Source organism: Flavobacterium sp. KH_035 (assembly GCF_057839565.1).
Genome location: NZ_CM174492.1, coordinates 3,391,905 through 3,403,872 on the forward strand (window position 1 = coordinate 3,391,905; position 11,968 = coordinate 3,403,872).

Below are 11,968 nucleotides of genomic sequence, written 5' to 3' on the forward strand. Positions count from 1 at the left end.
GAAAAAAAATCTAAAATCTGGTCTGTATAATCTAAAATCAAAAAACGTAAGTTTGTAATCTCAAAGATTAGAAACTTAGTAGCTCAGTTTCTTAGCATCTTTGAATCTAGAAAAAAATGAAAAACAACTTCGATCTCAGAACAGTAAACGTCATGCGTTATATAACGCCATTGCGCGAGGGAGGTTCTTTACCTGCTTTGGCAGAAGCCGATGACGATTTTAAATACGTCCTAAAATTTAGAGGAGCCGGTCACGGTGTAAAAGCTTTGATTGCCGAATTGGTGGGTGGACAAATTGCAAAAGCCTTAAAATTGCAGCTTCCGGAATTAGTTTTCGCCAATCTTGACGAAGCGTTTGGAAGAACGGAAGCTGATGAAGAAATTCAGGATTTACTGCAAGGAAGTCAGGGATTAAATCTGGCACTCCATTTTTTATCGGGAGCCATTACATTCGATCCTGTTGTTACCACTGTTGATACTAAGCTGGCTTCGCAAATTGTTTGGCTGGATGCTTATATTACCAATGTCGACCGTACTTTCAAAAATACAAATATGCTAATTTGGCATAAAGAATTATGGCTGATTGATCACGGAGCTTGTTTGTATTTTCATCATTCCTGGAACAATTGGGAACAGCATGCCAAAAGTCCGTTTGCATTAATTAAAGATCATGTTTTATTGCCGCAAGCCTCGCTTTTAAAGGAAGTAGATGCTGAATTTAAGACACTTTTATCGCACGAAATATTAGAAGAGATTGTAAATACAATTCCACTGGAATGGCTGCAATGGGAAGATACCGACGAAGAACCGGAAACCTTGCGAAATGTATATTTACAGTTTTTGCAGACCCGATTAAATCATTCAGAAATCTTTGTAAACCAGGCGCAAAATGCAAGATAATCACTTATATGAGTATGCCGTAATCCGCGTGGTACCAAGAGTAGAGCGCGAAGAGTTTCTGAATATCGGAATCATTTTGTTTTGCAAAAAAAAGAAATTCATAAAAGTTCTTTTTCATCTGAATAAAGAAAGAATACAAGCCCTTTCTGCCGACTTTGACATCGAACAGTTAGAATGTAATTTAACCTCATTAGAAAAAATTGTTAATGGCGCTAAAGATGGCGGACCTATCGCTGAATTTGAGATTCCGGAACGTTTTAGATGGCTCACAGCCATTAGAAGTTCTGCAATACAAACGTCAAGACCTCATCCGGGCCTATGTCAGGATTTAGAAAAGACGATTCAGAGATTATTTGAAGAATTGGTGCTTTAGAGGAGGCTCAAAGTGGCAGAGGTTTTTTTAACCGCAAAGGACACAAAGAATTACGCAAAGTTCGCAAAGCTTTACCTAAAAACTTTGCGAACTTTGCGTTTGTATTAAGTAATTACCGATAAAAAAATCTTGCGTTCTTTGCGGTTAAATAAAAAACCACATAAGAACTATAAAACAATTTAAGCTCAAAACTTAGATAACTTATATTTCTTATATGGTTTTATAAATAAAAACTAACTCAGGTTTTTAAAACGATCCGCAGATATTACCGCCCAAAGTTGCTCCTGCATTGGCAGAGATATCAGCTTTAACAGCAGTTTTGTTCAGTTTTACGATCGAATAGGGTGGAGTAAAAGCAGTACCGCTTCCGGCTTGATTTCCGGTTGTATTGGTGAAAACATTGTCCGTTGCTGTAACAGCAGTAAAACCGCTCATTAGATCGATAGGAGTTTTTACACCTTCAAAAACGTTGCTTTCTACATTTAGATTAGCTTCAAAACCTGCGGCAATACATTTATTACTTACTGTGCTGTTAAAGAAGTTGTTTACTAGATGTACTTTTCCAAAACGCACTCTTGGCATTCTTTCTTTGCAGCCAGGAGCCCACCAGCAACGAGCGAAAGTAATTCTTAATTTTCCGCGATCGGCAGTTGCTCCATCACTGGAACCAATTAAATTAGAATACCTGTGATCATCTGACCCACCCGGACCTCCGGCTTTAGGAGCTTTTAGGTAACCGAATTTTGTATAAGAAACCGTAATGTAATCTGATTTATTTTTGATGTCGAAGTTTCCGTCAACTCCATCTCTGAATTCACAATGGTCCACCCATACATTTTGACAATCATCTAAAATAGCATTGTCCCAGCCATCTGTATCATAAGCTCCAGGCCCTTCAAAAATAAGATTTCTGATAATCAGATTCGTGCATCTTTTGATATTGATGATACCCGAACCGTCTTTCGTTTGGTTGGTAGAAACCAGTTTTGCACCGCTTGCACCGTAAATCGTTTTACCACTTTGATCTTGTAGTGATAATCTTGTAGTAACCGTAATTGTACCACTAACTTTGATCACTTTTACAGCACTGTTTTCAATTGCGGTTTTAAGTTGTGCATAATTGGTTACTACTTCTTCTGCTGATGAACCTCCACCGGTTGTTCCTCCGTTTTGAGAGGCCCATCCCGGAACCTGGGTGCAGTTTCCAATTTTTGCTGTTAGATTACCGGAAGATGTTGGAGAGGTCTCGATAGTGGCATTTTCACTGGTTTGCGGTGTAGCAATTTCTTCGGTATTGCAGGCTGCAAAACCGAAAATCAATGTTAACAGGAACACTGAGATTGTTGATTTAAATTTCATAATAATTAAGTTTGGTTAAATAGTTAATAGTGCAAATCTGCTTATAATTAGGATGAAAAATGTTGAACAAGTTCAATGTTTTGAAAATAATTTACTGTTAAATGTGTTTTCGGTAGGCGTTACATTACAAAAAAGTATATTTTTGTGTAATCGATTGCATTATTTTTCATTCATTCACCTACTTACGCCCCTGAGTAAGAATAAAAAGTAAATACCATATGTACAAAGACCTACGATTAAGTATCGAGCGCAAGATTCCGTTAACAGATGAGGAATGGAATTTTGTCGTTGAAAAAGTAAAGTTTATTAAACTTAAGAAAAACGAATTTCTGCAGATTCAGGATTCAAAGAGTTCTTATGAAGGCTTTATTTTAAATGGTACTTTTAAAACCTATATTTTAAATGACAACGGAACCGAAAGTGTCATTTTCTTCTCTTTCGAAAATGAATGGATTTGTGATCTCGAAAGTTTCTATCATCAAAAGCCTACGACTTATAATATCAAAGCAATAGAAGATAGTGAAATTTTAGTGATTAGTAAAAAAAACAAAGCACTTTTGTTCGAGCAGGTACCTAAGTTGATTCAGTTTCATATTTTAATGGTTGAAAGGGCCAATATTGCCATTCAACAAAGACTTATTGATGTATTAAACAAAACCTCGAAACAGCGGTATCTGGAGTTTATCGAGAGATATTCACACAAAGCCGAAAAGATTAATAACCGAAATTTATCATCGTATCTTGGAGTTTCGCATGAATTTTTATCGAAGATAAAAAAGAAGGTTTAAAAAAGGTTCAATGGTACAGAGCAACAAAGGTTCAAAGGTTTCTGTAGAGACGCACAGCAGTGTGTCTAATATTTAGTATTTGAGAAATCTCGTTAACCAAACTTACGGTAAAGTTTGTCATTTCGACGAAGGAGAAATCTCCGCGAGAAGCTCGACAAGGATTGTGTTTTCGTTGCGGAGTTACGTACGAAGATTTCTCCTTCGTCGAAATGACAATATTGAGATAACTGTGAGATAAAAACTTCACAGATTTATGAGGTTTATTATGTTATTAAAAATCCAAAACTCCAAATAGGCATTTATTAGAAAAGCGAAGTGCTATATCTGTCTTTTCCGGATTTTCAATCACCAGTAAATCATGAGGTTTTAGATCGTATGATTTCTCATTAATTTGAACAACTGTTGTATGTAAAGAAAATAAAAGTACTATTTGAGCATTACAATTTTGATTAGCATTCGTCACTATCAGTTTGTGATGGGGAATTTTTTCAGAAACCATCCAGTTAAAATCCATACCTTTTGTGTAAGAAGTTACCTCATTATTTGAGTTAAATTCCATGATTTCAAATTGCTCGTATAGCTTTTTCTCTTGGTTTATTTCAATATCCAGGCCGTTATCAAGCATAACCAGATATCGGTGATAGCCTTTAAATTGGGTAAATACCGATGGTTCTTGCTCTATGGTAGCACTGCTTATTCTGAATACAAAATCTCTATCAACGTAGTTTGCTGTTTTTGGATAGATCATATATTCATACGTCAATCCACCGCTCCAAACTGCGGCTTTACAATTTTCTTTGGGTAAAAGGTGTATGTGCATTTTTTTATTATTGGAGGTTTAGAGGGGCAAAGGTTCAGAGATGCAAAGGCTCAAAGGTTCAAAGTAACAAAGGTGTTTTATCATCTTAAAAAATAATTTCGCAAAGTCACAGAATCGCAAAGAAAGTAAAAACTAAAACTTTGCGTCTTAGCGACTTTGCAAGATTAAAAAGAAACCTTTGCGAATCTTTGCGTAATTCTTTGCGAACTTTGCGGTAAAACCTGAAACCTGAAACTTGAAACTTGAAACTTGAAACAAATAAAACTAAATAACCTTCTCTAAGTAAATAAACTCCAGAGGTTTTTCAGAAATAGTAACATGAATCTCACTTACCGGAAAAGCTTCTCTTTCACCTGTATCAACGTAGCCGTGACGTTTGTACCATGCAATAAGTTCTTCCCGAACCGAAATTACTGTCATAATAATACTTGACAATCCCAAAGTTTTTGCATGATTTTCGGCTTCGGCCAGCATCTTTTTTCCGATACCGCTGTTTTGCAATTCCGGTGAAACGGTTAACATTCCTAAATACAGTTGGCTCCCTTTTTCGACCAATAAAACCGAACCGATAATTGTATCGTTCTCAGTATATTTCAGAATTGTATTCTTAGGATTTAGAAATGTTTCTGTCAATTCTTCTTCGTTGGTTCTTTTTCCTTCTAATAAATTGGCTTCGGTTGTCCAGCCTTTTTTTGAGGTTTCACCTCTGTAGGCTGAATTGATTAAAGCGCTTAACGCCGGAATGTCCTGTAAGGAAGCTTTTGTAATCATGAATTATTGTAGTTGTAATTTAGCTTTAATATGTTGGTTATAATTGATTTTAACACATAGAAACATAGGTTCAGTATTCGTGAAAAAGATGTTTCATTTTATTTTAATTCACATATTTCTATATGAAAGAAATTTGTTTCTCTTTTTCGTTCTCTTTGATTATGCTTAAAAATCTATGTTTCTATGTGTTAAATCAATTTTTGTCAATTCACCTCAAGAGGTTTGATTTAGTATTTTGCAGGTTGTCCGGCTTTAGGTAAGGATTGCTTTATGAATGTTCTGATGTCTTCGTTGGCAGCTTCCAGATCGGCTTTTCTTAAATACATCATATGACCGCTTCTGTAACCTTTCCAAGACATTCTATCGGTTAGTTTTCCACTTGGATCCATTTGCCATAAATCGTATTTAGAATTAAAGTAGTCACAGGCGCCATCATAATATCCGGATTGTACCATTACATGCAAATATGGATTTTGTGCCATAGCTTGTCTCAGGTTTTCGCCAGTTTTATCATTAGATCTGTCCCAAGGATGTACATAGCCAAACATATTGTATTTAAAGTCAGTTTTGTAATTCAAATTGTTGCGCACATACATATTGATGGCAGGCGTAAACGAATGCAGCCATGAAGTAAGTTCTGCATTAAAATCGGGACTTTCGCCTGAGTCTTTGCGGTCTATTCCTTTGTATCTCGAATCAAGTCTTCCTACCGTATAGCCCTTATCTCTTAGCAGTTCTTTCCAAAAATAGTCATAAGGAAGGTCCAAATTGTTTTGCTGGATCACTTTCTCCGGAATACCGGAATAACGTGCTATTTTAGCGCCAATTTCTTTTCTTTTTTGTTCGTCTAGAGATCCTCCTTTGGTCAATGCAGGAAGAAGTTCGTTTACGGTAAAATCTTCAACTTCGGGTAACATATCCGTTAAATCTTTGTTTTGCAGATCAGGCGGAAGCATTTTATGGTACCAGGCAGTAGCTGCAAAATAAGGCAATTTAAGAGCAGCATCAGAAACTACGCCACGTGTTATTCCTAATTCAGTTGGAGAAACCAAAATCACTCCGTTTAGATACATCCATTGACTGTTTTGCAATTGAAGCGCCAATCCCGAAACGCGGGTAGTACCGTAACTTTCACCAATTAGATATTTAGGAGAAGCCCAGCGATTGGTACGGGTTACAAAACCATTGATCCAATCGGCCAGGTATTTAATGTCGGCATTTACGCCAAAGAATTTTGTAGTAGGGATGTCTTTGCTGGTAGGTCTTGAATAAGCGGTATTGACAGGGTTTACAAAAACGATATCGGCAACATCTAAAATCGAATACGGATTTTCCTTTATTCCGTAAGGTTGCAAAGGATAGCCTTCATCATCGATATTCAACAAACTTGGCCCTGTATAGGCAATCTGCATCCAAACCGAAGCAGAACCCGGACCACCGTTAAAGGAAATAACTAATGGACGCGAAGCCTGATCTTTTACATCAGAACGCTCATAATAGGTGTAGAACAATCCCGCAATGGCTTTTCCGTCTTCGTCCCAAACCGGCATCGTACCCGTTGTGGCTTTATAAGGAACTTTTTGCCCTTTTATGGTAACAGAGTGATTGGTGATAACACTAGCATCCGGATTGAAAGTAAGATTAGAAGGCGAATTTTCTTCTTTTGCAGGGGCTTGGGGAGCTTTTGGTTTTGATTCCTGAGCAGATGAAATTAAGGATCCGGCTAAAAGGAATACAAGTAATGTTTTTTTCATAAAAATAGGGTGTTAATAGAAATTAATGCTCTAAACAGGTGGCTGTATTTAGAATTTTTAAAGATATAAAAATAATTATAAGTGAGGATTTTTAATCTTTAAGAGAGAGTAAGTAATTTCAGGAAGGTCTACATAGGGTAGGGATGCCCGTGATTTTTTGGAATGACCTCCCGCTCAATGTCATTTGGCTAAAGCCCAATTTTTATTTGAATACAAAACCCCCAGCTAAAGCTGAGGGCAATTGAATTGATTTATATTGAAGTTAATTTTTTAGATTTTTTTTTGAATAGCCTCCAGCTTTAGCTGGAGGAAATAAAAAATAGAATAGGAAATGGCTTTAGCCGAAATTTTTGTGATTTAATTTCTTGGTGTTCGCTAGATACAAAGAAATTATTATTCAAAAATTCCCCAAATGTATTTATCATCAACAATCGCATTGGGATTTTCTTTTATTTTTTCTAGAAAAAGGTCAAAATCTCCAAAATTACTTCTCATTCTGTATTCTGTTTGTTGTCCCAACTCGTTTATGATTACTTTCCAGACTCTTCTCTTGTTAACCGTGACAATTGTTCTTTTAACTTCAATAACAGCGGATAGTTTGTGTTGTACGACAGGATCTTTTCGTGTCACCTTGTAGAAATAGTTTTCGTCAAAGTAAAAAACAGGACGGTTTAGGAAAAAGTATTCTAAACCATAAAGAAACATAACTGGATAAGCAGATATTCTTGTTAGTGTATTAAGATTCAGATTAGTTCTTTTCTTAAATTCGATTGCTCTTTTTTCTTTGATAAAATCTATAAAAGACAAGATTCTTTTGTAATTTAAAATTGCCAAAACAAGCAGACAGAAAGCAATAATTATTTTAATGTTCATGTAAAAGGTTAATTCGGGAATGAAATTTCTAGTCAAACATAATTTCTAGTTGTTTTGTTTAGGAAAGTTCTGGTTGGATTTGATTTTTTTGTTTTCATGAATGAGATACTCATGTTAGCCTTAAAGATTAAGTTTATTAATATCGAAATCAAAGTCAAATAGATCTTTTGCACTAACATTCAATCCTTTCATTAGTTCAAGTAAGGTTTCTAAAGTCACATTTACCTCTCCCTTTTCAATTTTACTAATATAGCTGTGATCAAGATCGCAATTTTGTGAAAGTTCTCTATAGCTTAACTTCTTTTTCTTTCTATAAGTCTCTAAGTTTTTACCAAAAAGTAGTAGAAAGTTATCTTTTATATCTGCATTTATCATAACCAAACATTTTTTAGCAATTTGGATATTACAAATGATAAAAATGTGGTGTTATAACACCACAATAGTTTTTTTTGCTATATTTGATTACGGTTTTTTTCTAGTTTATTTAAAAAGCTTGAATTACCTGCTTTGGATTTTATCTCAAAGTTTGAAATTAAACGTAAATCTTTATTAGTATGAAAGTGAAGAAAGGAAAGGAAGATTGGAGAATTGCATCAGAAATTGAACTGATTTACAAAACCAAAGTAAAAGCCTCAGAACGACCTCATATCAATTCTTCCGGAACTGCTTATAAGTTGGCTTTGAAATCCTGGAATCCAGATAAAATAGAGTTTTTAGAGCAGTTTAAAATTCTTTTGCTCAACAAGGCAAATCGGGTACTTGGAATTTACGAAATGTCTACAGGAGGTATAACCGCAACTACAGTCGATCTTAGATTGTTGTTTACGGCGGCACTCAAAGCAAAAGCAACCTCAATTATTATGCTGCACAATCATCCATCGGGAAAAATACTTCCTTCTACTGCCGATAAACTCATTACAAAAAAAATAAAAGATGCAGGTTCTATTCTGGATATAGAAGTAGTAGATCATTTAATGATTACCCCGGAAGGTTATTACTCTTTTGCAGATAATGGTAATATGTAGACAATCTGAAGGTTAAAGTTTCTTGATTTCGTATTCATTGCTGTAGTTCCAATCGCTAGTGCGAGCGGGGATGAAGTCAGCAAACATGGTAGAAAAGAAAATCTTCCTCTAAGGATTATTACTAAATAGAATAATTGTTTTTGATTTATTTTTAAGAACAAAATACTTACTTTTGGCGCCTCATTTGGGAAAGCCCTACCAACAATTTTTACAAACTAAATATGAAATTTAAAAAATTACTATTACCCTTTTTACCGCTTGTCTTTTTTAGCATTGTTTCCTGTTCTTCTGATTCTGAAAACCCACAGCCAACTATTAAAGATCCTGAAGTTATAGTTCCTGTGACTAAAAAAATAAGCACAGCTAAATATTCCTATGATGGGGTCCATCCTTTACCATACATTTTGAATGAAGTAAAACATGAATATGATAATTTGAATAGAATTAGCAAAATTAGCGTAGATGGATGGATTTATAGTGTTACTTATGTGAGTTCTGATATCATAAAAATTAATTTGATAGAAGATCCTATCGCTGGATATAAAAACTATTCAGAAAAAACACTGAAATTAAAAAATGGAGATGTTACAACTATGATTGAGAGAAGCTCTTCTTTAGACGAAAGTACAAATGAAGTATTTGGTGTAAAGATAGATTCTGTTACTTTTGCTTATTCGGATCGCTATCTTTCTAAAATTCAATACTATTCAAGTAAAGATAATGGAAAAAGCTATACTTTAGGAGGTCAATTTGACTTTCAAGTTACAGATGGAAATATTACTCAGCTTAAAAGAACTAATATTTCTATAGGGAATGTTAATACTATGAAATATAAATACGATAACAGTGCTTATATTAATTTTGGAGATATTAACTTTGAAACTCCTATTTTCTGTGTTAGTGGAGCATTTGCAACTTTTTTTGATGACAAGTTAGGTAAAAAGAGTAAAAATAATATCATAGATATAGAATTTGAGAACAATGAAGATATCGTTTATATGGTAAGTTATACCTATTTTAAAAACATTAGCATAAAAAGAAATTTTGATAAATCCGGAGAATTAAATGAGATTTTAATGTCAGGAACTACCTATAGGCATTCAAAGAACGGTCCTACTACTACGACTACTACTAAAACTTTTTCTGATGCAAAAGTGAATTTGATTTACAAGTAATTAAATGAAATGATTGCAAAAAAGAAAAAGCTCATAAAGTTTAGTTTAAACTTTATGAGCTTTTTCTTTTTTGGAAATTCTGAGCTGTATAAACTAAGAATTTATAGTCAAAGACATAAACCTTTATCTTAAAATAAAAAATTCCAAAGTTTCTTTAAAAAAGAGAATATTACTCCAAAAACATCTTCCTCGCTAGTGCGAGCGTCCCGATCGTATCCAATTCCACTTGAAATTTGCTTCTCTTTGTGTTCACGAGTGGGACGCGCGCGGGGGAATTCTTCCTTGAAACTGACACTAAGCTTGGAAACATGGTAGTTTTACTCTTCCGATTAATACAAATTGAACAGTGTTTCTTTTTTATATTTAAGAGTAAAATATTTACATTTGGCACATAATAGGAGTAAGGCTCCTATTTTAATAATTTTAATAAACTAAATATGAAATTTAAAAAATTACTATTACCCTTTTTAGCATTTATCTTTTTTAGCATTGCTTCCTGTTCCTCTGATTCTGAAAACCTACAAAAAATTATTACAGATCCTGCTACTGAAAACTTGAGCTCAATTGAATATCCTTATGCAGGTGCTAATGTCTTATCAAACAGTTTCGATACAAAAAAGTATGAATATGATAATATGAAAAGAATTAATAAGTTCAATATAGGGGGCGATATTTATGATGTAACTTATGTAAGTTCTGATATGATAGAAATTAATTTAATAGATGACTTAATGACCGGAGTTAAAGCATATTCAAAACGGAGGCTAAAATTAAAAAATGGTAATGTTACAAACATTGTAGATAAAAGGTTTTTTATACGTGAAAGCACAAGTGAAGTATTTGGCTCACAGATTGATTCTACTGCTTTTACTTATTCGGATAGTTATCTTTCTAAAATTGATAATTATTTGAGTGATGATAATGGGAAAACATTTAAATTACAAGATAAATTTGATTTTCAAGTCACTGGAGGGAATATTACCCAGGTTAAAAAAACTGATTCCTTTACTAAGAATGTATTTATTTGGAATTACAAATATGACACAAATTCACATATTAATTTTGGAGATATGATGCTTGAAACCCCTTTTTTCTTAGCCGAAAGGGGAAGAATTGGAATTTTTCTTAATGATATGTTGGGAAAAAAGAGTACAAACAATATAACAAGTATAGAGTATGATTACAGTGGAGTTTTGAGCTATTATAATGATTATAGTTATTATAAAAATATTAGTTTAAAAAGAAATCTTGATAAATTTGGAAGATTGAATGAAATTTTAATGTCAGGAAGTGTATTTTTTAATTTAAAGGACGGTACCACTACTACTAAAACTTTCTCTGATGCGAAATTGAAATTGACCTACAAGTAATTAAATATAATAATTTTAAAAAGTAAAAAGCTCAAAAAGTTTAATTCAAACTTTTTGAGCTTTTTACTTTTTTTACGATTTGAGGTTTATAAATTAAGAAACCGTTAGCGCAGATTTGTAATCTGTGCCCACAAAGTTGAGTAAACGCAACAGTTAGTACATTTCAAAATAAGTATAACGAAACAACATCTAAATCATTTTCTAAACCTGAATAATTCCTTGCCGAACTAAAATAATAATCTTCAGCAGAACTGACAGTTTTATCTTTTACAGGATTATTGTGGATGTAATCTATTTTTTGCTTAATAAATTTATTACTGTAAACATGTTCTGCATGGTAGCCATTTTGCCAGACTTTATAAGTCTGAACTTTTTTTAAATGCTCACATTCCTTTTGAAAATATTCCAGCATCCATTCTCTTCTGCTTTCGGGTTCATTTATTATAGTTTGTATTATTTTTTTGGATGTAAATTTTTTAAAATCTCTAATAATATCAGATAAAACAAAACCATTCGTTCCTTTACAAAGCAAATGTATATGACTGCTCATAATACAATAGGCATAGATTTCTAAACCTTTATTTTCCTGACAATATTTTAGAGCATTTATCAAAATATTTTTTTGATTTAGTCTTGTAAATATATCTATCCATCCTACAAAAGTTATAGTTATGAAATATGCTTCATCAGTTGTTGTTGCTTTGTATTTTGTTGATATGTATTTTTTTTCCTACAAAAATAAAAAGTATAGTGGAAAATTT

At 33.5% G+C, this 11,968-nt stretch carries 13 protein-coding genes; 6 read left to right on the forward strand and 7 right to left on the reverse strand.

Annotated features, from left to right (window positions below):
• Positions 1-116 precede the first annotated feature (116 nt).
• Positions 117-899 carry a HipA family kinase gene (locus AC3IS6_RS13940; RefSeq protein ID WP_489160188.1) on the forward strand — a complete coding sequence of 261 codons (783 nt, stop codon included), beginning with the start codon at positions 117-119 and terminating at the stop codon, positions 897-899.
• A complete protein-coding gene (locus tag AC3IS6_RS13945) occupies positions 889-1,272 on the forward strand; it encodes a DUF3037 domain-containing protein (protein ID WP_017498237.1) in 384 nt (127 codons plus the stop codon). Before AC3IS6_RS13940 ends, AC3IS6_RS13945 begins: the two co-directional genes overlap by 11 nt.
• Before the next feature lie 246 nt (positions 1,273-1,518).
• Here AC3IS6_RS13945 and AC3IS6_RS13950 read toward each other — a convergent pair whose 3' ends face one another.
• Positions 1,519-2,631 carry a pectate lyase family protein gene (locus AC3IS6_RS13950; RefSeq protein WP_489160190.1) on the reverse strand — a complete coding sequence of 371 codons (1,113 nt, stop codon included), beginning with the start codon at positions 2,629-2,631 and terminating at the stop codon, positions 1,519-1,521.
• Between the two features lie 218 nt (positions 2,632-2,849).
• Between AC3IS6_RS13950 and AC3IS6_RS13955 the strand changes: the two genes are divergently transcribed.
• Complete coding sequence (locus AC3IS6_RS13955; RefSeq protein WP_489160192.1) at positions 2,850-3,419, forward strand: Crp/Fnr family transcriptional regulator; 570 nt, start codon at positions 2,850-2,852, stop codon at positions 3,417-3,419.
• Between the two features lie 271 nt (positions 3,420-3,690).
• On the opposite strand, the gene AC3IS6_RS13960 is transcribed toward AC3IS6_RS13955, so the two are convergent.
• The 5 genes from AC3IS6_RS13960 to AC3IS6_RS13980 all read right to left on the reverse strand — a co-directional run bounded on the left by AC3IS6_RS13960 (position 3,691) and on the right by AC3IS6_RS13980 (position 8,012).
• Positions 3,691-4,239, reverse strand: a complete 549-nt coding sequence (locus tag AC3IS6_RS13960; RefSeq protein ID WP_489160193.1) for a HutD family protein — start codon at positions 4,237-4,239, stop codon at positions 3,691-3,693.
• 264 nt (positions 4,240-4,503) lie between these two features.
• A complete protein-coding gene (locus AC3IS6_RS13965) occupies positions 4,504-5,010 on the reverse strand; it encodes a GNAT family N-acetyltransferase (RefSeq protein WP_489160195.1) in 507 nt (168 codons plus the stop codon).
• A 227-nt stretch (positions 5,011-5,237) separates the two neighbouring features.
• Complete coding sequence (locus tag AC3IS6_RS13970) at positions 5,238-6,764, reverse strand: S10 family peptidase (RefSeq protein WP_489160197.1); 1,527 nt, start codon at positions 6,762-6,764, stop codon at positions 5,238-5,240.
• A 393-nt stretch (positions 6,765-7,157) separates the two neighbouring features.
• A complete protein-coding gene (locus tag AC3IS6_RS13975; RefSeq protein ID WP_489160199.1) occupies positions 7,158-7,637 on the reverse strand; it encodes a hypothetical protein in 480 nt (159 codons plus the stop codon).
• 120 nt (positions 7,638-7,757) lie between these two features.
• Positions 7,758-8,012 carry a helix-turn-helix domain-containing protein gene (locus tag AC3IS6_RS13980; RefSeq protein WP_017498244.1) on the reverse strand — a complete coding sequence of 85 codons (255 nt, stop codon included), beginning with the start codon at positions 8,010-8,012 and terminating at the stop codon, positions 7,758-7,760.
• 179 nt (positions 8,013-8,191) lie between these two features.
• On the opposite strand from AC3IS6_RS13980, the gene AC3IS6_RS13985 reads away from it, so the two are divergent.
• The 3 genes from AC3IS6_RS13985 to AC3IS6_RS13995 all read left to right on the forward strand — a co-directional run bounded on the left by AC3IS6_RS13985 (position 8,192) and on the right by AC3IS6_RS13995 (position 11,207).
• The gene (locus AC3IS6_RS13985; RefSeq protein ID WP_489160201.1) at positions 8,192-8,662 is read left to right on the forward strand and encodes a JAB domain-containing protein; all 471 of its coding nucleotides are present in this window, start codon (positions 8,192-8,194) and stop codon (positions 8,660-8,662) included.
• 221 nt (positions 8,663-8,883) lie between these two features.
• Positions 8,884-9,837, forward strand: a complete 954-nt coding sequence (locus AC3IS6_RS13990; protein WP_489160203.1) for a hypothetical protein — start codon at positions 8,884-8,886, stop codon at positions 9,835-9,837.
• A 437-nt stretch (positions 9,838-10,274) separates the two neighbouring features.
• The gene (locus AC3IS6_RS13995) at positions 10,275-11,207 is read left to right on the forward strand and encodes a hypothetical protein (protein ID WP_489160204.1); all 933 of its coding nucleotides are present in this window, start codon (positions 10,275-10,277) and stop codon (positions 11,205-11,207) included.
• A 163-nt stretch (positions 11,208-11,370) separates the two neighbouring features.
• Here AC3IS6_RS13995 and AC3IS6_RS14000 read toward each other — a convergent pair whose 3' ends face one another.
• Positions 11,371-11,925 carry an REP-associated tyrosine transposase gene (locus AC3IS6_RS14000; RefSeq protein WP_489164923.1) on the reverse strand — a complete coding sequence of 185 codons (555 nt, stop codon included), beginning with the start codon at positions 11,923-11,925 and terminating at the stop codon, positions 11,371-11,373.
• Between the last annotated feature and the right edge of the window lie 43 nt (positions 11,926-11,968).

Excerpts from the sequence above, each read along its gene's own strand:
- AC3IS6_RS13945 (WP_017498237.1), top strand. The coding sequence starts at position 889 with ATGCAAGATAATCACTTATATGAGTATGCCGTAATCCGCGTGGTACCA.
- AC3IS6_RS13955 (WP_489160192.1), top strand. The coding sequence starts at position 2,850 with ATGTACAAAGACCTACGATTAAGTATCGAGCGCAAGATTCCGTTAACA.
- AC3IS6_RS13985 (WP_489160201.1), top strand. The coding sequence starts at position 8,192 with ATGAAAGTGAAGAAAGGAAAGGAAGATTGGAGAATTGCATCAGAAATT.
- AC3IS6_RS13995 (WP_489160204.1), top strand. The coding sequence starts at position 10,275 with ATGAAATTTAAAAAATTACTATTACCCTTTTTAGCATTTATCTTTTTT.
- AC3IS6_RS13940 (WP_489160188.1), top strand. The coding sequence starts at position 117 with ATGAAAAACAACTTCGATCTCAGAACAGTAAACGTCATGCGTTATATA.
- AC3IS6_RS13970 (WP_489160197.1), bottom strand. The coding sequence starts at position 6,764 with ATGAAAAAAACATTACTTGTATTCCTTTTAGCCGGATCCTTAATTTCA.
- AC3IS6_RS13980 (WP_017498244.1), bottom strand. The coding sequence starts at position 8,012 with ATGATAAATGCAGATATAAAAGATAACTTTCTACTACTTTTTGGTAAA.
- AC3IS6_RS13965 (WP_489160195.1), bottom strand. The coding sequence starts at position 5,010 with ATGATTACAAAAGCTTCCTTACAGGACATTCCGGCGTTAAGCGCTTTA.
- AC3IS6_RS13950 (WP_489160190.1), bottom strand. The coding sequence starts at position 2,631 with ATGAAATTTAAATCAACAATCTCAGTGTTCCTGTTAACATTGATTTTC.
- AC3IS6_RS13990 (WP_489160203.1), top strand. The coding sequence starts at position 8,884 with ATGAAATTTAAAAAATTACTATTACCCTTTTTACCGCTTGTCTTTTTT.
- AC3IS6_RS13960 (WP_489160193.1), bottom strand. The coding sequence starts at position 4,239 with ATGCACATACACCTTTTACCCAAAGAAAATTGTAAAGCCGCAGTTTGG.
- AC3IS6_RS13975 (WP_489160199.1), bottom strand. The coding sequence starts at position 7,637 with ATGAACATTAAAATAATTATTGCTTTCTGTCTGCTTGTTTTGGCAATT.